The sequence below is a fragment of the Litchfieldia stipae genome (genome assembly GCF_014837155.1).
In the GTDB taxonomy this organism is placed as follows: domain Bacteria; phylum Bacillota; class Bacilli; order Bacillales; family Bacillaceae_L; genus Litchfieldia.
Map to the genome: position 1 here is coordinate 171,237 of NZ_JACYHA010000005.1, position 24,777 is coordinate 196,013.

Annotated in this window: 20 protein-coding genes and 1 other annotated feature; of the genes, 8 read left to right on the top strand and 12 right to left on the bottom strand. The window is 36.4% G+C overall.

The genetic code is table 11. The features are described 5' to 3' along the window. Together F7888_RS08350 and ezrA are read right to left on the bottom strand one after the other, a co-directional pair. Positions 1–1,143, bottom strand: a complete 1,143-nt coding sequence (locus tag F7888_RS08350) for a cysteine desulfurase family protein (RefSeq protein WP_191778720.1) — start codon at positions 1,141–1,143, stop codon at positions 1–3. 298 nt (positions 1,144–1,441) lie between these two features. Then, positions 1,442–3,133: a septation ring formation regulator EzrA gene (gene ezrA, locus F7888_RS08355; RefSeq protein WP_191778721.1), complete on the bottom strand. Its 1,692-nt coding sequence runs from the start codon at positions 3,131–3,133 to the stop codon at positions 1,442–1,444. Between the two features lie 192 nt (positions 3,134–3,325). On the opposite strand from ezrA, the gene hisJ reads away from it, so the two are divergent. Further along, positions 3,326–4,147, top strand: coding sequence for a histidinol-phosphatase HisJ (gene hisJ, locus F7888_RS08360; protein ID WP_191778722.1), 822 nt, complete (start codon positions 3,326–3,328; stop codon positions 4,145–4,147). 8 nt (positions 4,148–4,155) lie between these two features. Here hisJ and refZ read toward each other — a convergent pair whose 3' ends face one another. After that, positions 4,156–4,794, bottom strand: coding sequence for a forespore capture DNA-binding protein RefZ (refZ, locus tag F7888_RS08365; protein ID WP_191778863.1), 639 nt, complete (start codon positions 4,792–4,794; stop codon positions 4,156–4,158). A 176-nt stretch (positions 4,795–4,970) separates the two neighbouring features. Here refZ and F7888_RS08370 point away from each other — a divergent pair, with 176 nt between their 5' ends. Continuing rightward, complete coding sequence (locus tag F7888_RS08370) at positions 4,971–5,453, top strand: GAF domain-containing protein (RefSeq protein WP_191778723.1); 483 nt, start codon at positions 4,971–4,973, stop codon at positions 5,451–5,453. A gap of 235 nt (positions 5,454–5,688) precedes the next feature. Here the strand turns inward: F7888_RS08370 and F7888_RS08375 are convergent, their stop codons facing one another. Beyond that, positions 5,689–7,524 (bottom strand): sensor domain-containing diguanylate cyclase, encoded by a 1,836-nt coding sequence (locus tag F7888_RS08375; RefSeq protein ID WP_191778724.1) that lies wholly within the window; start codon positions 7,522–7,524, stop codon positions 5,689–5,691. 386 nt (positions 7,525–7,910) lie between these two features. On the opposite strand from F7888_RS08375, the gene rpsD reads away from it, so the two are divergent. Then, complete coding sequence (rpsD, locus tag F7888_RS08380) at positions 7,911–8,513, top strand: 30S ribosomal protein S4 (RefSeq protein ID WP_191778725.1); 603 nt, start codon at positions 7,911–7,913, stop codon at positions 8,511–8,513. Between the two features lie 326 nt (positions 8,514–8,839). Here the strand turns inward: rpsD and tyrS are convergent, their stop codons facing one another. Beyond that, positions 8,840–10,105: a tyrosine--tRNA ligase gene (gene tyrS, locus F7888_RS08385; RefSeq protein WP_191778726.1), complete on the bottom strand. Its 1,266-nt coding sequence runs from the start codon at positions 10,103–10,105 to the stop codon at positions 8,840–8,842. Positions 10,106–10,160: 55 nt separating this feature from the next. Then, positions 10,161–10,391: a binding site (T-box leader), on the bottom strand. A gap of 125 nt (positions 10,392–10,516) precedes the next feature. On the opposite strand from tyrS, the gene F7888_RS08390 reads away from it, so the two are divergent. Next, positions 10,517–13,432, top strand: coding sequence for a transglycosylase domain-containing protein (locus F7888_RS08390; RefSeq protein WP_191778727.1), 2,916 nt, complete (start codon positions 10,517–10,519; stop codon positions 13,430–13,432). A gap of 50 nt (positions 13,433–13,482) precedes the next feature. Here the strand turns inward: F7888_RS08390 and acsA are convergent, their stop codons facing one another. Beyond that, positions 13,483–15,201: an acetate--CoA ligase gene (acsA, locus tag F7888_RS08395; RefSeq protein WP_191778728.1), complete on the bottom strand. Its 1,719-nt coding sequence runs from the start codon at positions 15,199–15,201 to the stop codon at positions 13,483–13,485. 181 nt (positions 15,202–15,382) lie between these two features. Here acsA and F7888_RS08400 point away from each other — a divergent pair, with 181 nt between their 5' ends. Genes F7888_RS08400 through F7888_RS08410 form a run of 3 tightly spaced genes read left to right on the top strand, consistent with a single transcriptional unit; the run spans position 15,383 to position 17,853 of the window. Continuing rightward, entirely contained in the window at positions 15,383–16,015 is a 633-nt protein-coding gene (locus tag F7888_RS08400; RefSeq protein ID WP_191778729.1) for a GNAT family N-acetyltransferase, read from the top strand. Between the two features lie 40 nt (positions 16,016–16,055). Beyond that, positions 16,056–16,703 carry an acetoin utilization AcuB family protein gene (locus F7888_RS08405; protein WP_191778730.1) on the top strand — a complete coding sequence of 216 codons (648 nt, stop codon included), beginning with the start codon at positions 16,056–16,058 and terminating at the stop codon, positions 16,701–16,703. After that, positions 16,696–17,853 (top strand): acetoin utilization protein AcuC, encoded by a 1,158-nt coding sequence (locus tag F7888_RS08410; protein ID WP_191778731.1) that lies wholly within the window; start codon positions 16,696–16,698, stop codon positions 17,851–17,853. Before F7888_RS08405 ends, F7888_RS08410 begins: the two co-directional genes overlap by 8 nt. Positions 17,854–17,900: 47 nt before the next feature. Here F7888_RS08410 and ccpA read toward each other — a convergent pair whose 3' ends face one another. The 5 genes from ccpA to F7888_RS08435 all read right to left on the bottom strand — a co-directional run bounded on the left by ccpA (position 17,901) and on the right by F7888_RS08435 (position 21,950). Continuing rightward, on the bottom strand, positions 17,901–18,902 hold the full coding sequence (ccpA, locus tag F7888_RS08415) for a catabolite control protein A (protein WP_191778732.1): 1,002 nt from the start codon (positions 18,900–18,902) through the stop codon (positions 17,901–17,903). A gap of 287 nt (positions 18,903–19,189) precedes the next feature. Then, positions 19,190–20,266, bottom strand: a complete 1,077-nt coding sequence (locus tag F7888_RS08420) for a bifunctional 3-deoxy-7-phosphoheptulonate synthase/chorismate mutase (protein WP_191778733.1) — start codon at positions 20,264–20,266, stop codon at positions 19,190–19,192. Positions 20,267–20,599: 333 nt separating this feature from the next. Next, complete coding sequence (gene ytxJ, locus F7888_RS08425; protein ID WP_191778734.1) at positions 20,600–20,926, bottom strand: bacillithiol system redox-active protein YtxJ; 327 nt, start codon at positions 20,924–20,926, stop codon at positions 20,600–20,602. 70 nt (positions 20,927–20,996) lie between these two features. Continuing rightward, positions 20,997–21,449 carry a YtxH domain-containing protein gene (locus F7888_RS08430; RefSeq protein ID WP_191778735.1) on the bottom strand — a complete coding sequence of 151 codons (453 nt, stop codon included), beginning with the start codon at positions 21,447–21,449 and terminating at the stop codon, positions 20,997–20,999. Positions 21,450–21,497: 48 nt separating this feature from the next. Next, positions 21,498–21,950, bottom strand: a complete 453-nt coding sequence (locus F7888_RS08435) for a DUF948 domain-containing protein (protein ID WP_191778736.1) — start codon at positions 21,948–21,950, stop codon at positions 21,498–21,500. A gap of 229 nt (positions 21,951–22,179) precedes the next feature. On the opposite strand from F7888_RS08435, the gene F7888_RS08440 reads away from it, so the two are divergent. Next, positions 22,180–23,295 (top strand): aminopeptidase, encoded by a 1,116-nt coding sequence (locus tag F7888_RS08440; RefSeq protein WP_191778737.1) that lies wholly within the window; start codon positions 22,180–22,182, stop codon positions 23,293–23,295. 98 nt (positions 23,296–23,393) lie between these two features. On the opposite strand, the gene murC is transcribed toward F7888_RS08440, so the two are convergent. Continuing rightward, a complete protein-coding gene (murC, locus tag F7888_RS08445) occupies positions 23,394–24,692 on the bottom strand; it encodes a UDP-N-acetylmuramate--L-alanine ligase (RefSeq protein ID WP_191778738.1) in 1,299 nt (432 codons plus the stop codon). Positions 24,693–24,777 lie beyond the last annotated feature (85 nt).

The following is a 24,777-nucleotide window of genomic DNA, read 5'->3' on the forward strand; positions in this document are numbered from 1 at the left end:
TTATCTCATTACCTTTCCTAAATGATCTATTGCTTTATTTATTGCATTTAGTATATATGGGACTTCTTCTAGTTCATTTTCTGCTGACAAGCTCATTCGAATAGCACTACTTGCAATTGGCTCATCCTTTTTCATTGCAAGTAAGGTCTTGCTAGGTGCCTTTTTCTTTGAAGAGCATGCGGATGTAGTTGAAAGAATGATACCATTCTCTTCTAACAAATGGACGAACACCTCAGATTTCAATCCATTAATGGAGAAATTGATAATATGTGGTGCAGTTTGGTAACTTGGAGTATTTATTGTAATAATAGCATTTGTTTCTAGTCCATCCAATATAGCCCGTTTTATTTGGTTGATTTTCTCAACCTTTTCGTCCATATTCTCCAATGTCATCCGCAATGCTTTCGTCATGGCAACAATGCCAGCAACGTTTTCAGTCCCAGACCGTAATTGCATTTCTTGTTGACCACCTGAGATTAATGGAGCAAGCTCCACTCCCTTTCTAACATATAGAATACCCGTACCTTTTAATCCATTGAATTTATGGCCAGACAACGTGCATAGGTCTATACCAGCCTGCTGAAGCTGCAATGGTACCTTTCCAACTCCTTGAACATGATCTACATGGTATATGATTTTTGGATAGGCTTTTAATAACTTTCCAATTTCAGCTACAGGTTGAATTGTACCGATTTCATTATTAACATGAATCACTGAAACAAGGATGGTGTCTTCCCTTATTGCCTTTTTAATATCTGAAATTTCTACAACCCCATTTGAATTTACTGGAACATATGTAACTTCAAAACCAGACTCCTTCAATTGCTCAAACGATTCACTAACAGAAGGATGCTCTATTTGAGTGGTTATAATATGATTTCCACGATTCTTTCGTTGAAGTGCTGTTCCTTTGATAGCTAGATTATTCCCTTCTGAACCCCCAGCCGTAAATATGACTTCCAAAGGAGAGACATCTAATAAATCTGCTACTTGCTTTCGGGCTTGAATTAATAACTTTTCAGCCTCTCCACCAAGCTTATGTAAAGACGAAGGATTACCGAAATATGCTTCTGATACTTTCACAAAAGAGGTAATCACTTCAGGAAATGGTTTCGTCGTTGCGCTATTATCAAGATAGATCATAGAATCCTCCTCACACTTCATGCAAAATGTAATAATACCATATTCTGTTTTGAAATGAAATTGATTGAAAATCAGTAAAAAGGACTCCCACCAAAGTTCATTTAGATGGAAGTCCTTTCTATTTTAATTAGGCTGTTTTCGTAAATATTGTTGCTTTTGATACCGCAGCCTGAATACACTCCGCGTCCTGTGGGAGCCAACTAGTCCCACGGGAGTCCCCCGTGTATTCAGTCTGCTAGAAATCTATACTCAACTAATTCACCTCAAAAAACAACAATCTTTGAGAAACAGCCTTTAATTAAGATTCAGCAGCTATTAATTCTTCGATTTTTTTTAGTACCCCAGGCTCGAATTCTTCTAAAGTGGTAGCTGCTTGCTCTAATGCTTGCTGATATTCATAGCTTCTGAACAATTGCTCAGCTTCATTCAGACTAGTTGCAACCTTTTGATATCTGCTTCGATATCGATTGCCATATTGAATAATTCGTTCTGCAAGGAAAACTTGTTCAATCATCTCTTCAGTTTGAGCATATGTTTTTTCTACAAGCTCCTCAGCAGTCGATAGAGATTCATTAACCGCAGGCATATTAAGAGGCTTTTCCTCTAATTTTATGAGTACCTCTTCTACACCAGTTCTCGTCTCTTTTAAGATTTCATGAAAACTCTCCGGTAATCCTGGGATATTATTTTTAAGTAATAACCTTTTTATCTCATTTAACTTTCGTTGCATTCCGACAACCTTTTCTCTTGCTGCCAATTCATCCTTACGTAATGCTTGAATCATTTCACAATACTCAAAATGCTTTTCCTTTAGTTCCTGTAGAGAAGAATACACTTCCTCTAGTTCTACCTTCACAATTGAATAAGCTACATGCTCCTCAGACAGTTTATCTTGAATCATCACAAATTGTTTAAATAATAAAGTTAGTTTCTTCACAATTTGACGATGTGAATCAAGGTCCTGATCTGTTAATCGATAGCTTTGTTGGACCAATTGAGTTTCATAGCCCGAATCATTACTTTCTTCAAGCAATGTTTGAAAGTTTGATTCAATCTCTGCTAACTCTGTTTGAACAAAACGGTGCGCTTCCACTTCTTTTTCAAGCAAATCATACATCGTTTCTATCGACTCTTTCACTTCTTCTAGTCCTTGCTTAACTTCATCAATTTCGATTTTCTCGAGTAATTCGATGAAATAATTAAGTCTAGCTCTTGCATTTTCTATTTCTTTTTCCACTTGTATATGGTCTAGAATATAACCCTGACTCTTCATTTCGTCATGACCATCTGCTATTTCATCCAACTTTTTAGGTAAAATAGACTGACATTCTGTTAGGAGTAATGGGATTTGCTCCATTTTTTCTTTCAAATCTGTCAAAAGGTCCTTCATGTTCATAACCATTTCTCTGGCTTGAAGGTAGTTTCCTTGTTGTGTTGACGTTTCAAACTCCTTGAACATTTCATTTATAGCATCAAGCCTTAGCTCTAGCTGTAGTTCAGCCTGTCCAAAGGTATGACGGTGTGCAAGTAATACTTTCTTAAGTTCTCGATATGATTGCTTAAGCTCTTCAACCTCAACACGGTTCTTCTCTTCACTGCCGATTAACTCATTTAATTCCTTTAATATTCGATTGATGGACGAATCTGTTGAATTTAAAATATCTTCAATCTGCTGCAGGACTTTTTTCGCCTTTTTAAACCGATATTTATCTGCAAATTCCTCTGCATCAAATAAATATTCCTCGACATTTGGTAATTGGAGAGTAACAATCTCATCCCATTCCTTTCGCCATTGTTCAAAAAGCTCCTCAGCTTCCCCTGTCATATTTAGTTCTTTCACTTTCGATATTTCATCCGTCACTGGTCGGTTTGTAATTTCAATTTTCCATAATTCTAACCGATCCACTTCTTGATATATCTTTTTTCGAGAATAAAAACCAAAAATCGACACTCCAATTATAATAATAAAAATTCCGATCAGGTATTCCATAAAAAGCCCCCTTGCTTCTATCATATCTTTTATGTATAAACCTCTGTTAGTTAGAAGGCATAATAAAAATCAATTTAATGTTTTTTCAATGTTTTTATGATACCATGTAAACGACAATTTTTGAGCAAAATTTTAAATTTTTTTACAGAAATTTGCTAAGGTGAAATTAATCGTAAATTAGGAGGGGTTCATGTGAAAATTGATGGACATATTCATTCTCCATTTTGTCCACATGGTACAAATGATGAATTTAAGCAATACATTGAAAGAGCAATTGAACTTGGGTATAGCGAAATTTCATTTACAGAGCATGCCCCACTCCCTCTGAACTTTGAAGATCCAACACCTGACAAGGATAGTGGGATGGATCCTACAAAATTAGAGAAATATATTTCTTACCTACAGAAACTTCAAAAAAGGTACAAATCACAAATCAACATTAATATCGGGTTAGAAATAGATTTTATTAAGGGATATGAAGAGGAAACAAGAAAATTTCTAGAGGAATATGGTCCATATTTAGATGATAGTCTACTATCCGTTCATTTCTTAGAGTGTCAAGGAAACTACTATTGCCTCGACTTTTCAGCGTCGATGTTTAAGCAAATGATACAAGTATTTTCTTCTGTGGATGCGATCTATGAAAACTATTTTGATACACTTCACAAATCCATTACCACTGATCTTGGGCAATATAAGCCTAATAGAATTGGACATATTACATTAGTCCATAAATTTCAAAAGTTATATCCTGCTAAGAAGGACTTTCGTTCAAGCATTCTTTCAATCCTAAACCAGATGAAAGAACATCGTCTACAACTGGATTATAATGGTGCTGGTGTGAAAAAGGAGTTTTGCGGGGAGCCTTATCCACCACAATGGGTAATTAAGGAAGCCATAAAACAAAAAATCCCTCTAGTTTATGGATCTGATGCCCATAGCGCGAAGGACTTAGAACAAGGGTTTGATTCTTTATATGCAAACCATCTCTTTACATCACCTACGACATCCTAATACGCGTTTTACTTGGCTGTTCTAGCCTGTATATAAGAATTCTCAAGTGGGACACAGATGGTCATATTTACCCATCTTTCAAGTTCCTTTACATATTGTTCTGTAAAATAATCCTCATTGTGTATCACATGCAATACTTCTGACATGTATTGTGGATGAAGATAAGGCATTGTTAGCATCCCTTTTAGCTGCATAATAGCTTGAGGGATTAACATTTTTCTAAACTCCTGCTGATGGATCCCAGTTTCTAGAATAGACTTAATGTAGAATTTCTCCTTTGTCATATAGGTTGTTAATACCTCTCGGATAAGGACAGAATCTAGTGTAATTTCTCTTAGTACACATCTAGCAAGCTGACTGTTTTCTTTTTGATAATACATCGTTTCTTTAATAAACATAAGCAGGCACTCTCTAGCTGAACGGCGCTCAAGTTCAACATACGCACGTTCAATGACTGATATATACCCTTCTAAATAAGTAGATACCAGATATTCCAACAAGCCAGCTTTATTATCGAAGTAATAAGAAATATTAGCAACGTTCACATTTGCTTTTTTTGCAATTTCTCTAACAGACGTTCCATCAAATCCTTTTGTATTAAACAAAAATGCTGCAGCATCAATGACTTTTTCCTTCGTTTTAGAAATTTTTTTCACCTTTAATTCCATAATTAATGACCACCTTTTTAGAAATGGTGTATACTCTTTATTAATTCTAGGAATTAATTCTATTTCCTTTATGAATCCATCGACAAATAGCTTTGTTATTCAACGGATTTTGATAGGGGTCAAATAAGATTTATGAAGTATTAAGGGGGATAAACATGTTTCATGTCGAACAATACAATGATAACCGTGTAGAAAATTATAAATTAGTGATTAAACAGCTGAAAGCTTTAATTGAGGATGAGCCAAATCCGATAGCTAATTTGGCAAATGCATCTGCATTATTAAACCAATTTTTAGATAACGTCAATTGGGTTGGTTTTTATCTAACTGAACAAGAGAATCAGCTTGTTTTAGGACCATTCCAGGGGTTACCTGCTTGTGTTAGAATTCCATTTGGCAGAGGCGTTTGTGGGACTGCTGCCGCTAATCGAAAGACAGAAAGAGTCGAGGATGTACATGCCTTTCCAGGTCATATTGCTTGTGATGCTGCTTCACAAGCAGAAATTGTCATTCCAATTATCAAAGATAATGAAGTATACGGTGTCCTTGATATCGATAGCCCCATCAAAAATCGCTTTGATGAGATTGACCAAGAATACTTAGAAGAATTTGTTCAAGTATTAACTACTTATTTATAAGCTGTTTTGATCAGAAATGTCGATTTGAATGCCGCAGCCTGAATACACTCCGCGTCCAGTGGGGTGACTGGTGAGCCTCCTCGTCGCTTACGCTCCTGTGGGGTCTCACTTTGGCCACAAATCCCACAGGAGTCTACGTCCATTCAGGCTGCTAGGAACTATTTAACGTTAACACTTTTGCTTTGATTCTATCAAAAAAAGCTACCTTCATCGGTAGCTTTTTTCGTGTATTCATTTATTCTTGAATAACGACTCTATTCTTTCCAGAGTCTTTGGCCATATATAATGCTTGGTCAGCACGATGGAATAATTGCTGTACAGTATCTTCAGTTTCATTTCTCCAATAAGCAACTCCACAAGAGATCGTTACCTGTGGCGACGTATGATCCCGAACTTTTTCAACTAACCTGTCTGCTATCGCAATCCCTATACTTAATTCTACTTTAGGTAAATAAATCGCGAGCTCTTCTCCACCCCATCTGGCACCAATATCATTATCTCGAATATTTGCCTTCATAATTTCAGCAACCTGAACAATCACAGAATCTCCGACCTGATGACCAAATGTATCGTTAATCCCTTTAAAATTATCAATATCCACTAATAGAAAAGTACCGAAACCATCTCTTTCCATTGAGCGATGTATTTGTTCATCCAAATAATTTCTGGAATATAATTTCGTCAAATGATCAGTGATAACTAGTTTCTCTAATTCTTCACGGAGTGTTGAATTAGAAAATGCTAAGGTTGAATGATGAATTAATGATTGAAACAATTTAAATGTATCGAAAGAGAAGAAGTATGGGCTTTGATGTAGAACGATGGCAAAACCGATGACTTTATTACTTTGAACCATTGGAACTGCCATAATTGAACGATATACAGCTTTTTCTTCATATTCTTTTTCATCGGTTCCATAATCACCAACAAATAGTGTATCTCGTTCTTCCTTAATCTTTTCACGAACATATTCGAGGATGTCTAATGCAGCTGTTGAAGAAAAGTAAGCAGTACTGCCTTCTAATACTTCAATTTCACCAGTATTCAATGTGAATACAAATCCAACTTCATGACCATGTAAATATTTAACAATTTGATCAGACATAAATGAGATCGTATCTTTTAATCGTAAATTTGAATTTAAACGATGTGTCGTATCATTAATTAATTGTAAATCTGCCACAAGTCTTTTGGATTGTTGATAAAGCTGAGCATTTTCTAAAGCACTACCCGCTGTATTTGCTAGCAACTCAATAAAGTTAATTTCATAATCTGGAAACATTACATTGCTCCCAGCAATAACTTGAAGGACACCATATACACCTTGTTTGCCTTTTAAAGGTGCATATAGGATTGATTTACGCTCACTTACAACGTCTTCCTTTTGGATATTTCCAGTGACATATGCCTGAATTGCTGCTGAATTTTCATAATTATTATATTCTAAATCCTTTATCGGTAAGCTATCGTTTTCTACATTATCATGGGATAATAATAGAAAGTACTCAAAAGTTGGATATACATTTTCTAATGTTTTAATGACTTCACTTAAGACATCATCTATATCCATTGACGAGTGGAACTTAGCTGTTAAACCAAATAAACGTTCATATCTAATTTCTTCATTTAAATACTTTGTGTATTTTTGAGAGCGATCAATTATTTTCGAACATTCTTCACCCAATGTATGTATTAACGTTTGACTAGCAATATAGCCTTGTTCTAATTCTAACGAAAGAATACCGATGATTCTATCATTTATTTTCATGAGTACTTTTCTTGATTTCAACTCATTTGAATGAAGTTTGAATAATGTGTCAATTCCATCCAGAGAAATAGCTTCTAGCTTTGATAACCTTGTTCCATTATTTCGAGTGGTTGCTGCTGGAATAAATTGTTCCTCCCACTCATCAAATAAATAAATCGTAGCTTCACTTATAGGGAATTCCCTAATGATTAATTCCACAAGCTTTGATGTAATATTTGAAGGATCAATGTCCATTGTCATTATTTCATATAGGTTACTTTTAAATATTAATAAGTTCTGAACCTCTATTTCTAGTAATTCCATCTTCTCACCTACATTTATCATGCCTATATTCGTCTACCTACGATATTATGTCTATTATAATTTAAAAGTCAGTAAATTACCCTATTTACTTCACTATTTTTTCATTAATTCTTACTTTTTTTACAAAAACCCCTAAAAATAAACCTAATTTTGAAGGAACTTGACTTTATACCATATAAAACATATAATGTTCGTTGTGTAAAATATTGCAGCATTTGTGATGGTTTTATGTATTCATTTTGTTCCTCTTAGTTCTTTAAGATGGTGTATCGAGTAACTCTTGGCTGCTAGAGCGAGGATACATGAAAATAAAATGACCGTAAAAACCCGAGTCGCATCTGTTTTTATTTTACAACAAAATAAAAACATTGAAGGAGGAGTCATTCATGGCTCGTTATACAGGTCCAAGCTGGAAATTATCCCGTCGTCTTGGTATTTCATTAAGTGGTACAGGTAAAGAATTAGAAAAGCGTCCATACGCTCCAGGACAACACGGTCCTAACCAACGTAGAAAGCTTTCTGAGTATGGTTTACAATTACAAGAAAAGCAAAAACTACGTCATATGTTCGGAGTAAATGAGCGTCAATTCCGTAACTTATTTGATGCTGCTGGTAAATTACAAGGTAAGCACGGTGAAAACTTCATGATTCTTTTAGAATCTCGTCTTGATAACCTTGTTTATCGTGCAGGTTTAGCACGTACTCGTCGTCAAGCTCGTCAATTAGTTAACCATGGTCACATCTTAGTTGATGGTAGCCGCGTTGATATTCCATCATACCGCGTGAAGCCTGGTCAAACTTTCACATTACGTGAAAAGTCACGTAACAATTCTGCTGTTAAAGAAGCAGTTGAAGTGAACAACTTCGTTCCAGAATATTTAACTTTTGATGCTGAGAAATTAGAAGCAACATTCACTCGCTTACCTGAGCGTTCTGAATTAGCTGCTGAAATTAACGAAGCTCTTATCGTTGAATTCTACTCACGTTAATAACAAGAAGGACCTTGGATTTATTCCAGGGTCTTTTTTTATTTGGCTGTTTTCGTATATATTGTTGCTTTTGATACCGCAGCCTGAATACACTCCGCGTCCTGTGGGAGCCAACTAGTCCCACGGGAGTCCCCCGTGTATTCAGTCTGCTAGAAATCGAATCGATTCTCAATTAATTCACCTCAAAAAACAACAAACTTTGAGATAACAGCCTTTTATTTTAATAGGTCCAGGTAATATCAATAGGATTGTCATTTCACCTAGAGATTACTCCATGAAAAAAAGAAGCAGAATATGGAAATCTGCTTCTTTAAACTATTCAATACTTAGTATTTAATAAGGAAGTACTTCTTCTTCCCACGTCTGATGATGGTGAATTGACCTTCGATTCGATCTTCCTTTGTTAGAACGCGATCAAGCTCCTGAGATCTTTCTCCATTAATATATATCGCACCATTTGTAATATCTTCGCGCGCTTGACGTTTTGAAGGAGAAATTTTGCTGTTAACTAGTAAGTCAACTAAGCCAACTTCCTCTTCGCCCTCAACTTGGTATGAAGGGACATCCTTGAAACCTTGCTTAATTTCTTCAGCACTTAATGCTCCTACGTTACCACTAAATAGGCTTTCAGAAATCTTCACAGCTTGATTAAATGAGTCTTCACCATGTACAAGCTTAGTTACTTCCTCTGCTAAGGCTTTTTGTGCAAGACGCTTCTCAGGTGCTGTTTGTGTTTCTTCTTCAAGTCTTTCAATTTCCTCTTTAGTGAAGAAGGTAAAGTACTTTAAGTATTTAATCACATCACGGTCATCTGTGTTAATCCAGAATTGGTAGAACTCATATGGTGATGTTTTCTCCTTATCAAGCCAAATCGTACCACCTTCTGTTTTTCCGAACTTAGTGCCGTCTGATTTCGTCACAAGAGGGATTGTTAAACCAAATGCCTTTGATTCTTCATCCGCAACTGTTTTACGAATCAATTCAAGACCTGCCGTAATATTCCCCCACTGATCACTTCCACCAATCTGAAGCTTACAGTTTTGAGTTTCATATAGCTTCAAGAAGTCATATGATTGAAGAATCATGTAACTAAATTCAGTAAAAGAAATACCAGCATCTAATCTAGACGCTACAGAATCCTTTGCAAGCATATAATTTAATCCAAAGCTCTTTCCAATGTCACGAAGGAATGTAATTAAATCTAATTGACCAATCCAATCATAGTTATTGGCAATTTGAGCAGGGTTGCCTTCTTTTTCAAAATCAAGAAATTGTGATAATTGATTTTTGATGCTCTGACTGAATCCTTCAACCACTTCTTTTGTATTTAGTGTTCTTTCTGCTTTCTTTCCACTTGGATCACCAATTAATCCTGTTGCCCCACCAACTAATGCAATTGGTTGATGTCCGGCCATTTGAAATCTTTTAAGCGCTAAAACCCCAACTAGGTGACCGATGTGTAAGCTATCAGCCGTTGGATCGAATCCACAGTATAATTTTACACTTTCTTTTTTCAATAAGTCAGTTAAGCCCTCTGCATCTGTTACCTGGTTAATGAGGCCTCTAAATTGTAAATCATCTAATATCTCCATCTTAACTCTCTCCTTTTTTAGCTTTTAGACAATAAAAAACTCGCCCCTTCATAAACGAAGGGGCGAGTATTATATCGCGGTACCACCCTACTTAAAAGCTATATCATGCTTTTATCTCAATATTTCTATAACGGGAAATAACCGTCCTCTGCTACTAACAAATTGTTATGTTCACAAAAGAAGCTCAAGGTGGTAATTCATGCTAACTTATGTACTGATTTGCACCAACCATCAGCTCTCTGGAACATTGAAGTTATACACTACTGTGACCTCTCATTGCTTACTATTATTACTGTCTTTTTTATCATATTATACAACTTTATGTCAAATAAAATATTGGAAATTACTAAAAAAATAATACTTCTAACTTGCTTTATGCTATAATGTACATGATTTTAGGGGGCTGATGATATGAATTTTAATAAATCTCAGTGGAAGGAACGTTTACTGACGTTCAGACAAGTTCTGACAAATAAACACGCCTGGAAAGGGATAAGAATTACATACAACGTCGTTTGGAATTTATTCTTAATTTTCTTAACCATAGGCATCATTGGATTATCTTTTGCTGGTGGAGTTGGTGCAGGTTATTTTGCTTCTCTTGTGAAGGAAGAGCCTATAAGACCCTTTGAAAGTATGCAAAAGGATATTTACAACTATGAAGAAACAACAGAGGTTTACTTTGATAATGATATTTATTTAGGAACATTACGTACTGATTTAGAGCGTGAGGAAGTAAGTTTGAGTGAAATTTCTCCTCATGTGATTAATGCTGTCATTTCAACAGAGGATGAATATTTTTACGAGCATAATGGTGTAGTTCCAAAGGCAATTATGCGTGCCATTTTACAAGAAGTGACTAATTCGGCTACACAAACGGGAGGAAGTACTCTTACCCAACAATTAATAAAAAATCAGATCTTAACAAATGAAGTTTCTTTCGATCGTAAAGCAAAAGAAATTTTATTAGCTATGCGTTTAGAGAAATTCTTCGAAAAGGATGAAATTTTAGAAGCTTATTTAAATATTGTTTCATTTGGAAGAAACTCAAACGGACGTAATATTGCTGGTGTACAACAAGCGGCACAAGGGATTTTCGGTGTTAATGCTAACGAGTTAAACATTGCTCAAGCAGCATTTATTGCGGGGATTCCTCAAAACCCATACGCGCATACCCCGTTCTATAATAAGCCAAATGAAGATGGGCTATATGTTAAGGATAATCTAGAGCCTGGGTTAGATCGAATGAAACTCGTCTTAAGAAGAATGCTTGCTGCTGAAGTCATTACACAAGAGGAATATGACGAAGCGTTAGAATTTGATTTAAGAGCGCATTTAGTAGAACCTGCAAAAACAACTCGAGATGACTATCCTTGGTTGACTGCTGAGGTTGAAGAAAGAGCTGCCAATATTTTAGTTTATAAGATTGCTGAAGAAGATGGTTATGATGCTAAGGATATTGAGAGTGATAAAGAATTATGGAATTCTTATTATTCTTTAGCCTATAAGCAGCTTCGCCAAAACGGATACCGTATCTATACAACAATTGATAAGGATATCTATGATGTATTCCAGAAGGTTACAAGGGAATTCGAATATTATGGTAATGATAAGAAAAACAAAAATCCCGACCCTGAGACTGGTGAACCTGTATTTGAACCACTAGAAGCCGGTGCATATTTACGTGAAAACAAAACAGGAAAAATCATTGCTTTTGTTGGTGGACGAGATTTTAACAGAGAAGAAACAAACCATGCTACTAAAGCGATTCGCCCTAATGGTTCAACGATGAAGCCATTGCTTGATTATGCACCAGCATTTGAATATGGTACATTACAGCCTGGATCAGTGTTAGCAGATGTGCCTTACAATTATCCAGGAAGTACGAAAGCTGTGCAAAACTATGGTGGACCAAATGATTATAAAGGACTGATGTCAGTAAGACATTCGTTGAAGTTATCACGAAATGTCCCTGCCGTTAAAGCTTATGTCAATAATTTTAACCAACGACCATTATCGTTCTTAGAAAAAATGGGCTTCACAAGTCTTGTTGATGCTGATGAGCATGCGTATGCGATTTCTCTTGGTGGATTAACATATGGGGTATCAGTTGAAGAAAATGTGGATGCCTATTCGACCTTTGCTAATGAAGGAAAGTTTAAAGACGGCTATATGATTGACAAAATCACTACTAAAGACGGTGAGATTGTTTTTGAACATAAAGTTGAAGAAGTTGACGTTTTCTCTCCTCAAACTGCATATTTAACGATCGATGTCATGCGAGATGTCATTAAAAGTGGTACAGCAACTTCACTATACAATCATCTTAAATTCAACTCTGACTGGGCTGGAAAAACCGGTACAGGGCAAGATCTAAGAGATGTTTGGTTTGTTGCAGTAAACCCTAATGTATCGTTTGGGACATGGATGGGCTATGATACACCTAAGCCTGTTGATAACACGTATAAAGGTGTTGGATATTCTCAACGTAACATTATGTATTGGTCTAAATTAATGAATGCTGCTTATGATGTTCGTCCTGAGCTTGTTGACCCAGAGGAATCCTTTAAAATGCCGGGTGGAATAGTTCGTCGTTCCTACTGTGTATTATCTGGATTAATCCCTTCTGATCTATGTAAAGAAGCTGGTCTAGTTGAGACAGATATTTTCAATGCGAAGTTTGTCCCATCTAAAGTGGATGATAGTTTAACAAAAGGAAAATATATCATCGTAAACGATAAGGCATACAAAGTTCCAGCAAGTGCACCTTCTGAGTTTGTGCAAGAAGGCGTCATGATCAAAAAAGAATTCTTAGACTACCATAAATTAACTGATACAAAAGCGATTGAGAGGATACTTCCACAGACAGATAAATGGAAAAATCTCATCATTACAGAAGATGGTGAAGTAAAGGACAATGGTTCTGTCCCTTCTAAAGTGAATGGTGTGAGTATTTCAGGTAATACACTCTCTTGGAAGAAACATGATCACAATGATATTATTGGTTACCGAATTTATGGAACAGCGAATCACTCTAAAGAATTTAAAAAGATCGGTGCTGTACCTGCTACTGATTCTCTCAAATTTAACATTGGAAATTCGATTGGTGCGTACTATGTAACAGCTGTTGATGTAAGCGGAAAAGAGACACCATTACAGGATAGTACCCTTGTTAAAAAAGGTGATTATGAAGAAGAAAAACCTAAAGAAGAGAAGCCAAAAAACGAGGAAAAACCTAAAAATGATAAACCACAGGAGGATGCACCAGAAAAACCAACTCCTCCTGAACAACCACCTACTGAACCAGCAGAGAATGGTGATGAGTAATAAAATGAGGCAGACACTAAGTGTCTGCCTCATTTTTGTTTTTGACATTATTAATCTTCCATCGTTGATAAATCACCTGTTGGTAAATCTAATTCCCAAGCTTTTAATACACGTCTCATAATCTTACCACTACGTGTTTTTGGAAGCTTATCACGGAATTCAATCTCACGTGGTGCTGCATGAGCAGCAAGCCCCTTCTTCACGAAGTTTCTGATATCCTCTTTCAATTCGTCAGAAACGTTATAGCCAGCTCTAAGGGCTACAAAGGCTTTTATGATTTCACCACGAACAGGGTCAGGTTTACCAATTACTCCTGCTTCAGCGACAGCTGGATGCTCAACAAGCTTACTTTCAACCTCAAATGGACCGACCCTTTCACCACTCGTCATAATGACATCATCAATTCTTCCTTGGAACCAGAAGTATCCATCTTCATCCATATATGCAGAGTCTCCAGATACATACCAATCACCTGGCATAAAATAAGATTCATATTTTGCTTGATTATTCCATATTGTGTGCATCATTGAAGGCCATCCACGTTTAATGGCTAAATTCCCCATACGATAAGGTGGAAGCTCGTTCCCTTGGTCATCAACAATCGCGGCCTTAACACCAGGTATTGGTTTCCCCATTGATCCAGGTTTAATTTCCATACAAGGATAATTACAAATCGTCTGACTACCCGTTTCAGTCATCCACCATGTATCATGCACTCTTAAATTAAATACCTTCATGCCCCATCTAACAACCTCTGGGTTCAACGGTTCACCAACACTCAATATATGTCTAAGCGAGCTCATATCGAATTGTTTCACTAACTCATCACCTGCACCCATCAGCATACGAAATGCAGTAGGAGCACTGTACCAAACAGTTACACCAAAGTCTTCAATCGTTTGATACCAAGTTTCAGGCTTGAAACGACCTCCCAAAATGACATTGGATACACCAGACAGCCAAGGTCCAAAGATTCCGTAAGCAGTTCCAGTTACCCACCCAGGGTCCGCAGTGCACCAATAGACATCATCTTCCTTCAAATCCAATACCCACTTAGCTGTTTGATAATGCTGAATCATTGCATTATGAACATGAAGTACTCCCTTTGGCTTACCTGTAGATCCTGAGGTATAATGCAGAATTAAACCATCCTGACGATCTACCCATTCAATCTCAAGCTTCTTACTTGCCGTCTCCATTCGTTTATGAAAATCAATGAAAGGACCTTCTTCTTTTATATTTTCTCCAACAATTACGACTGACTTCAAGGCAGGAAGAGCATCCAAAGGAACCCTCTCTAGTAATTCTGGTGTTGTTACAATGACTTTTGCTTCACTATCCTCTAAACGATCTCTTACTGCACCTTCCATGAAGGCTTCGAATAGTGGACCTACTATTGCACCTAATTTAATTGCACCTAAAATAGTAAAGTAACATTCAGGTGATCTCGGCATGAAAACAAAGACGCGGTCCCCTTTTTCCACATCTGCATCTTGCCTTAATAAATTTGCTGCCTTGTTAGATAACTCTTTCATCTCTTTGAATGTGTATTTCTCTTCTTTTGAAGGGTCACGGTAGTATAAAGCAATTTTGTTTTTACGATGGCCTTCAGCATGGCGGTCTATTGCTTCATATGCCATGTTTACTTTGCCAGTTTCAGACCATGAGAAATGTTTTTCAGCTTCTCCCCAACTGAAATCACGATACATTTGATCATAATCCTTTAAATTAAAATCCCCTTTTATGACTGGTAGCGCTTCCACTTTCATAACAAATCCCCCTTATGTAAGTCTTTGCTCTTCTATTATAGTACAAATGGTTATTTTTCTCAATTTTAAAAATTCTTTATTATAACAGATTGAAAGATTTTTAGAAAATGAATTGAAAACGCTTTATAAACAGGATTTTCATGTATAATAGGAACAAGTACTTTACATTGGTGGTGATGTGATGGAACATCGAAAAACGTATAATGCGAAAGAAATAAAAACACCAAACGGAAACTTAATTATCGAAGGTCCCATTTCTGGGAAGAAGCTTGCAAGCTACGAATTTCATCATGATTTAGTTGCTTTTCGTCCACCAGATCAACAAAAACAAGCATTAATTGAGATTGCAGATTTACCTGAGGGAAGAATCCTTATTGCAAGAGATCGAGATACGATTGTTGGGTATGTTACATTTCTCTACCCTGATCCCCTTGAAAGATGGTCTGAGGGCAACATGGAAAATTTAATTGAATTAGGTGCAATCGAGGTCGTACCAGAATTCCGTGGATATTCAGTCGGAAAAAATTTACTTCAGGTTTCAATGATGGATGATGCCATGAACGACTATATCATTATAACGACAGAATATTATTGGCATTGGGATTTAAAAGGTACTGGTTTAAATGTGTGGGAGTACCGAAAAGTGATGGAGAAAATGATGAATGCTGGGGGTCTTGTTTGGTTTGCAACAGACGACCCAGAAATCAGCTCACATCCAGCAAATTGTTTAATGGCCCGAATTGGTAGCCGAATTGAAAATGAGTCAATTCAACAATTTGATCAATTAAGATTTAAGAATCGATTTATGTATTAGGACCTGATTATAGATATGTATGGAATAAGGAGGATACATAATGATACTTGAGGATATCATGCAAAAAAATGTTATCGCGATCTCTCCTTTTGAACCAATCAAATATGCGATTGAATTAATGGAAACCAATCATATAAGACATATCCCCATTATTGATAACAAACAACAAATTGTCGGCGTGATTAGTGATCGAGATATCAGGGATGTACGTCCATCCATTTTACATCAAAACGAGCATATGGAAGTTCTTGAACAACCAATACAAACGATTATGACAACTAATGTTATTACCGGTCACCCACTAGATTTTGTTGAGGAAGCGGCTGTCATCTTTTTTGAACATAAGATTGGTTGCTTACCAATTGAAAAGGATAATAAATTAGTTGGGATTGTGACCGAAACGGACATTTTGTATACACTTGTACAGCTTACAGGTGCACATCAACCTAGTTCACACTTAGAAATAAGAATTCCTAATCATACCGGAGTACTTGCTGACGTCGCAATTATTTTGAAAAAATACAACATAAATATCGGAAGTGTCCTTGTATACCCAGATCAGGATGAAGGATATAAGAAGGTTGTGTTTCGTGTTCAGACGATGAACCCAACCAAAGCAGTTAATGAGTTAAAAGCTAACGGATATTCGATTATCTGGCCAATGACACAGGAGTTTTTTCATGAGTAAGGATTCTGTTTTTGTATATTCAGATGAATTCACTGCCTATAAATTTAATAACAAACACCCATTTAATCAATTAAGAGTGCAATTAACCTATGATCTTTTGAAGAGTCTGAATGCACTTAATGATTCAGTTGTGGTTGCTCCAAGAATTGCAACAGAAAGCGAACTTACTCTGATCCATGACCCTAAATATATTCAAGCTGTGAAGCTTGCAGGTGAAGGAAAATTAGCGCTAGATATTGCCGGGAATTATGGACTAGGGACAGAAGACACACCTACATTCCCCAATATGCATGAAGCTAGTTCATTACTGGTAGGAGCTACACTTACAGCTGTAGACTACGTTATGTCTGGAAAAGCTTCACATGCACTTAGTTTAGGAGGTGGCCTGCACCACGGTTTTCGTGGGAAAGCATCTGGTTTTTGTATTTATAATGATAGCGCTGTAGCAATTAAATATATGCAAGAAAAATATCAAGCAAGAGTATTATATGTTGATACAGATGCACATCACGGAGATGGAGTACAGTGGGCATTTTACGATGACCCCACAGTTTGTACCTTCTCTATACATGAAACAGGACGCTACCTTTTTCCTGGTACAGGGAATGTAAATGAACGAGGTTCAGGTAAGGGGTATGGCTATTCTTTTAACATTCCAGTTGATGCATTTACGGAAGATGACTCATGGTTAGATGCCTATACAACTGGATTGACAGAAATTATTAAATTCTTCAAACCAGATGTGATATTGACGCAAAATGGTGCGGATTCACACTATTATGATCCATTAACCCACCTTTCTACAACAATGAAAATCTATCGTGAAATCCCTAAGCTCGCCCATAAGCTCGCTCATGAACATTGTAATGGTCGATGGATTGCTGTTGGAGGTGGAGGCTATGATATTTGGAGAGTAGTTCCACGGGCATGGTCTGTCATCTGGCTTGCGATGACCGACCAATCAGATGTTTCTGGCAAATTACCGACAGAATGGGTAAATAAATGGCAACCGAAGGCACCTGTTACTCTTCCTGAAGAATGGGATGACCCAAAACACCTATATAAGCCGATTCCCCGCAAACAGGAAATCACAGAAAAAAATGCAAATATGGTTGCAAAGGCTCTCTATCATATTAGAAATAATCACTAAAAAAGAGTGCCTGGACCGCAATTGGGACCAGGCACTCTTACATCTTCTTATTTTTCAATCATTGATTGACGATATTCAATTCGATGAGGTAATTCAACAATATGATCCTCAACGATTTCTTTGTTCATATACTTTGTTAAGAGACGCATTGCAACTGCACCGATATCATACATCGGCTGAACAACTGTTGTAAGGCGTGGACGGACCATTGTTGCAAGACGAGTATTGTCAAAGCCAATAATTTCAATCTCTTCAGGAATAGATACACCTGAATCAGTTGCTCCATGAATCACACCAAGAGCCATTTCATCGGTACTAACAAAGATTGCTGTTGGACGCTCAGAGAGGTCTTGAATTTTTTCAAAAGCTTCAATACCTGATTCATAGCTATCGTCACCTTCAACTACATATCCCTCTACAAATGTTAGTCCACCTTCCTCTAGTGCACGGCGGTATCCTGCGAATTTCTGAATGCCAACTTGCTCTTCAGAAGGCCCAGAAACAAAGGCAATCTTCTTATGCCCTTTGTTAATTAATGCTATAGTTGCATCATATGCAGCTTGTTCGTAGTTGATTGTGACAGATGGAATTTTTTTACTTGTTTCGATTGATGCTGCTAAAACAATTGGTGCAGGTGATCTTTCAAATTCTGCAACATGCTCTTCTGTGATACTACCACCCATGAATACAATACCATCTACTTGTTTGCCAAGCATTGTATTAAGAAGATGTAATTCTTTATCTTTATTTTGATCTGAATTACTTAAGATAATATTATATTTATACATTGTCGCAATGTCTTCAATCCCACGTGCTAATTCAGAGTAAAAGATACTTGAAATATCTGGGATGATTACACCAACAGTCGTTGTTTTTTTACTAGCTAGTCCTCTTGCAACCGCATTTGGTCGATAGCCAAGTCTGTCAATCGCATCTAATACTTTCTTCCTTGTTGTCGGTTTAACATTAGGATTTCCGTTAACAACACGTGAAACAGTTGCCATTGATACATTTGCTTCTCTTGCTACATCATAAATTGTGACATTCATCGACAACACTCCTTAAACGTACATTCTATATTTATTAGTATGAGTATAAATAGTCATAATCATTACTTGATTAATCTAGTAGTTGATTTAAATTATCCAAACTTATGTCAAAATTTCATACTTTATGTATGTAATCATACGACACAAAACCCTTTATAGCAATGTCTTTGCATAGATTTTGTGAAAAACTTTCAATAAAAAGAGAGAACTTTGTGACGAAAGCGCTTTAAATGTTTTTTTGATTCCAATAGAAAAAAGCTGACTTTTGCAGTCAGCTTTTTCATTGATTATGCTTTCACAGTAGCTAATTTCTTAAGTTCTGTGATGTATTCATTAAATTGATCAAAATCCATTTGCTGTGCGGAATCTGAAAGAGCTACAGCTGGATCTGGATGTACTTCTGCCATAACACCATCTGCACCAATTGCAAGTGCTGCTTTAGCACATGGAATTAATAAATCACGTCTACCAGTTGAATGTGTTACATCAACCATAACAGGTAAATGTGTTTCTTGCTTAAGAATTGGTACTGCTGAAATATCTAGCGTGTTTCTTGTTGCTTTTTCATATGTTCTAATCCCACGCTCACATAGGATAATTTGACCATTCCCTTGAGAAATGATATATTCTGCCGCATTGATGAATTCATCAAGTGTTGCAGCTAACCCTCTTTTTAATAAGACAGGTTTATTTACCTGACCTGCTGCTTTTAGTAAGTCAAAGTTCTGCATGTTACGAGCACCAATTTGAATAACATCGATGTAATCAATCGCTTTTTCAATATCAGCTGGATTAACAATTTCACTGATTGTTGCCATATCATATTCATCTGCTACACGTTTAAGGATTTTCAGACCTTCTAGACCTAGACCCTGGAAATCATACGGTGATGTTCTAGGTTTATATGCTCCACCGCGAAGAAGCTTTAATCCTTGTGATTTAGCAACTGCTGCCACTGCTGCTACCTGTTCATAGCTCTCAACCGCACATGGACCAACAACAAAATATTGACTGCCATCTCCAATTTTTTCGCCCTTAACATCGACAATTGTATCTTCAGGCTTCTTTTTTCTTGATACAAGGAGAGCTTTGCGATGGTCATCCTTTTGTAATTCAAGACCCGCTTTGAAGATTTCTTTAAAAATATGTTGTAAGGTCGACGTTTCAAAAGGACCTTGATTATGTTCATTAATTAAATTTAACATATGACGTTCACGTACTGGATCATATTGATTTACACCCTGTACTTCTTTTGCTTTTCCAATTTCTTGAACGAGAGTTGCTCGCTCACTGATTAATTCTAATAATTTTAAGTTAATTTCATCTACTCGATCGCGGAGTGTATCTAATTCTGCGTTACTCATCTCTCTCATCCTCTCTCAACTTTAACAAGTAATTTCTTTGAATATATTATTTATGGATTAGGCTTATTATAAATCATAAATAATTGATTGTCACTAAAAAACTTTAACATTTAAACGCTTTTAAGCACTAAAGTGTTGTTTAAACTATTCAAAATCGTTAAATAATATAGGTTTATTTTGAAATAGTACATGATTATATCTATGTATGCAAGGGAATTTTGCGAATCAATTATTATAGTCTATTCAATCAGACGTAAATGTGCAATTTTCGTTTATCCTAGAAAAAAAGCCTGTTCCTTCAAAATGAAGAGACATGGCCTTTTGTTGAGTGAATTAAATGGATAACCCTTCTTTTAAAGAAGACTTCGTTATTTTCCAATGAGAGGCATTCCAAGAAACAGTATTCCCCTCAAAAACTAGTGCTTGTGGTGATTCGTGCTTGATATTATATTCCTCTGCTATGTAGTTAGATAGTGGTCTTGCTTCTTGAACATATAAATAATACGCTGCAACATCAGGCTGTGCTTCCATAAACCCTTCAAATTCATCGTATGCTGCCTGACTGACAGGACAAGTTAAGCTGTGCTTAAACACTAAAAACTTTTCATTTTGCCCCACTAATTGATTAAATTCTTCAATCGTCTCGATTTTTTGCTTCATTTTCTTACTCCTCTCTTCTAATTAAACTAAAATGGTGAAGCTATTCACCTCACCATTTAGCTTGTACATTTTACAGTTTGTTTTCTGCTTCTGTTAATGCTCTTTGCGCATCGGCTAATCTTCGCTGAAATTCTTCTGTATTGTCAGTTGGTTTTGCAGTGTCTACTGTTTCTTCGACAACTTTCTCAATGTTCTCCTCAACAGGACTAACAGCTTCAGTCTTACTTCCAACATCACCATATTCCCTTACCTTTTTGTAAAGTTGTGCAGATTGCTCAGACACTACTCCAGTAAGATGTGCTGACTTTTCTTTTGCCACCTCTGCAAATCCTGTTCCTTTTTCAATAGCTGTATGTCTTAAATGTTCTGTTTTTTCTTTGACGATATTAGCTTGTTCATTCAGGTCATGTCTTAACTCTTTACCTGACTTAGGCGCTAGAAATAATGCAGTTGCCGCACCAATAAGCCCGCCTATGATTGATCCCACAAGAAAATCCTTACCACTCATTGCTTTCTTACTCATTTAGACATCATCTCCCATCAAGTTTATTATGCTAAGCTTACCCTAATGTTAAAGCTCGATATCATTCTTCACTTTATCTAGAGATTGTTTCTTTTTTTTATCTTTCCACATGTCCCAAATATCTATTACAGCACTTCCCCACTGAACAACTTGAGATACCTTGTCTTGATTCTTTTGAATTTGATATGTAACAGATTCAGACACGTTTTGAATCGAACCGTTGAATTTTTGAATTGATTGGCCCACATCATTCACCGCATCAAAAACCGAGTTTAAGCTTTGAGATTTTTTTTGTAAATCATCTGCTAGCACATTCGTCTTTTGAAGTAGCGTTGTAGTCTCGGTAGCTATACCTTCCATTTGTTTTTCAAGACCTGTAAGAGTACCTGCTACTCGAGTTAACGTTATTTGTAGGGATTTTAATGTTTTAACTAAATAAATGACTAGAACTAAAAATCCTAGAGCGATAATGGCTGCACTTATATATACGATGATAATCATAGAACAACACCCCCTTCTAACTGATACAATAAGTCTTTCCCTTAAAAAAAGCAATTTTTAACAATGACAATTTCTCTTAAAAATGGCTATTTTATTTACTTTCGACATCTTTCTTAGAAGTCCTGCAATCCTTTTTTTATTAGCGGACCTTTAAAGTAAACAATTTTTCTACATTTGGGTTACAATATATGTGTTGAGAAACGATATTTAAAGATGGAGGCTGTTTTTGATGAAAGATGCTCGTATTGAAACTTTAGCAAGAAATTTAATTAACTATTCCGTTCGACTACAAAAAGGTGAAAAAGTATTAATTGAGAATTTCGGCCTTCAACGTGAGCTAGTGACTGCACTTGTAAGTGAAGCTTACAAGGCTGGTGGTTTCCCATTTGTATTGCTTAAGGACCATCAAGTAGATCGCGCTTTACTCATGGGTGCTGATGAAGAACAATTCAATCTAATGGCTGATTTCGAAGCAAATGTTATGAGTAACATGGATGCCTATATTGGCTTACGTTCAGGAGATAATATCAATGAGCTAGCAGATGTTCCTGATGACAAAATGAAAATTACAGGGAACACAATTGGGAAGAAGGTTCATCGCGAGATTCGTGTACCAAAGACAAAATGGGTTGTTTTACGTTATCCAACCGCTTCTATGGCTCAATTAGCTAAGATGAGTACAGAGGGGTTTGAGGACTTCTATTTCAACGTTTGTAACTTAGATTATGGAAAAATGAGTGAAGCAATGGATTCCCTTGTTACACTTATGAATAAAACCGATAAAGTCCGAATTACTGGCCCAGGCACAGATTTAACGTTCTCAATCAAGGATATCCCTGCAATCAAGTGTGCTGGGGAAATGAATATTCCAGATGGAGAAGTCTACACGGCTCCGGTTCGTGATTCAGTAAACGGTACCATTACATACAATACTCCATCTCCATATCAAGGATTTACCTTTGAAAACGTGAAATTAACGTTCGAGAATGGAAAGATTATTGAAGCAACTGCAAATGATACAGAAAGAATTACAAAAATCTTTGATACAGATGAAGGAGCACGTTACATTGGTGAATTTGCAATCGGTGTAAATCCATACATTCTTCACCCAATGCAAGATATTCTTTTCGATGAGAAAATCGATGGAAGCTTCCACTTCACACCAGGACAATGCTATGATGATGCCTACAATGGAAATTCTTCAAACATCCATTGGGATATGGTTAACATCCAACGCCCCGAATACGGTGGAGGAGAAATGTATTTCGATGATGTCTTAATTCGAAAAGATGGCCGCTTTGTCATCAGTGAATTAGAAAAACTTAACCCTGAAAACCTAAAATAAGATCGTTTGGTGCCAGGCACCTCAAGTGGGACAGAATATGTCCCACTACAAAAAGAGGATTAATCACAAAGTGCGATTAATCCTCTTTTTTATGTCTATTATACTAACACGTTTTCATATGCTTCTTGGAATTTCTGGATGTCACCAGCACCCATGAAAATTAAGACACTGTTCTCATGGTGCTTTAGGACAGCAGTATCTGCTTCATCAATTAGAGAGGCATTTCCTATTTTTTCTTGTAAATCATTAATTGATAATTTACCATGATTCTCTCTTGCTGAGCCAAAAATGTCGCATAAATATACTTTATCAGCATGGCTTAAGCTTGAAGCAAATTCACTTAAGAATGTTTGAGTTCTAGTAAATGTATGTGGTTGAAACACTGCCACAATTTCTCGATCCGGATATTTTTGTCTAGCTGCTTCAATGGTTGCATTAATCTCAGTTGGATGATGAGCATAGTCATCGATTAAGATTTGATCTCCAATTTTCTTCTCAGAGAATCTTCTTTTTACACCTTGGAATGTGCTTAGTCTTTCTTGGATAACTGTTACGTCAATATTTTCATATTGGCATAATGCAATGACAGCTAATGCATTTAGTACATTATGATCTCCATAACCTGTTATCTGGAATGTTGCATAAAAGTTATTACGAACAAAGACATCAAACGTTGAACCTTCCGTTGTTTTGTTCACATTTCTTGCTTGAAAGTCATTATCTTCAGCAAATCCGTAAAAAACTACTGGGACATTCGCATGAATGCTTTGAAGATGTTCATCGTCTCCACATGCAATAATGCCTTTTTTCACTTGTAATGCCATTTCTTGAAAGGCACTAAATACATCTTCTACATTCGCGAAATAATCAGGATGATCGAAATCAATATTGGTCATAATCGCGTAATCAGGGTGATAGCTTAAGAAGTGTCGTCTGTATTCACATGCTTCAAACACAAAATATTTATTATTTTCTGCCCCCTGACCTGATCCATCTCCAATTAAATATGAAGTGGGTTCAGCTCCTTGCATTACATGAGCTAACAGGCCGGTTGTTGATGTTTTTCCGTGTGAACCAGTTACTCCAATACTTGTATACTTTTGCATGAAATCACCTAAGAAACGGTGATATCTTATCACTGGTATTCCGAGCTCAGTAGCTGCTTGTATTTCTTCATGTGTATCAGGGAATGCATTACCTGCTATTACAATCAAATCTGAAGTAATATTGTCTTTGCTAAATGGAAGGATTTGTATGCCACGTTCTTCTAACGGTTTTTGTGTAAAAAAACGTTTTTCAACATCAGATCCTTGTACTTCAAATTTCATATCATGAAGTACTTGAGCTAAAGAACTCATGCCAGTGCCCTTAATGCCAACAAAATGGTAAACTGTCATATAAAGAACCTCCAACAATCGTCTATCTGTAAAACAGTATATGATATTCATCTATTTTTGCTAATTGAACTCATATGATGGGGAT

Coding starts and splice junctions, on each gene's coding strand:
- F7888_RS08350 (WP_191778720.1), bottom strand. CDS start 1,143: ATGATCTATCTTGATAATAGCGCAACGACGAAACCATTTCCTGAAGTG.
- ezrA (WP_191778721.1), bottom strand. CDS start 3,133: ATGGAATACCTGATCGGAATTTTTATTATTATAATTGGAGTGTCGATT.
- F7888_RS08370 (WP_191778723.1), top strand. CDS start 4,971: ATGTTTCATGTCGAACAATACAATGATAACCGTGTAGAAAATTATAAA.
- F7888_RS08375 (WP_191778724.1), bottom strand. CDS start 7,524: ATGGAATTACTAGAAATAGAGGTTCAGAACTTATTAATATTTAAAAGT.
- rpsD (WP_191778725.1), top strand. CDS start 7,911: ATGGCTCGTTATACAGGTCCAAGCTGGAAATTATCCCGTCGTCTTGGT.
- tyrS (WP_191778726.1), bottom strand. CDS start 10,105: ATGGAGATATTAGATGATTTACAATTTAGAGGCCTCATTAACCAGGTA.
- F7888_RS08390 (WP_191778727.1), top strand. CDS start 10,517: ATGAATTTTAATAAATCTCAGTGGAAGGAACGTTTACTGACGTTCAGA.
- acsA (WP_191778728.1), bottom strand. CDS start 15,201: ATGAAAGTGGAAGCGCTACCAGTCATAAAAGGGGATTTTAATTTAAAG.
- F7888_RS08400 (WP_191778729.1), top strand. CDS start 15,383: ATGGAACATCGAAAAACGTATAATGCGAAAGAAATAAAAACACCAAAC.
- F7888_RS08405 (WP_191778730.1), top strand. CDS start 16,056: ATGATACTTGAGGATATCATGCAAAAAAATGTTATCGCGATCTCTCCT.
- F7888_RS08410 (WP_191778731.1), top strand. CDS start 16,696: ATGAGTAAGGATTCTGTTTTTGTATATTCAGATGAATTCACTGCCTAT.
- ccpA (WP_191778732.1), bottom strand. CDS start 18,902: ATGAATGTCACAATTTATGATGTAGCAAGAGAAGCAAATGTATCAATG.
- F7888_RS08420 (WP_191778733.1), bottom strand. CDS start 20,266: ATGAGTAACGCAGAATTAGATACACTCCGCGATCGAGTAGATGAAATT.
- ytxJ (WP_191778734.1), bottom strand. CDS start 20,926: ATGAAGCAAAAAATCGAGACGATTGAAGAATTTAATCAATTAGTGGGG.
- F7888_RS08430 (WP_191778735.1), bottom strand. CDS start 21,449: ATGAGTAAGAAAGCAATGAGTGGTAAGGATTTTCTTGTGGGATCAATC.
- F7888_RS08435 (WP_191778736.1), bottom strand. CDS start 21,950: ATGATTATCATCGTATATATAAGTGCAGCCATTATCGCTCTAGGATTT.
- F7888_RS08440 (WP_191778737.1), top strand. CDS start 22,180: ATGAAAGATGCTCGTATTGAAACTTTAGCAAGAAATTTAATTAACTAT.
- murC (WP_191778738.1), bottom strand. CDS start 24,692: ATGACAGTTTACCATTTTGTTGGCATTAAGGGCACTGGCATGAGTTCT.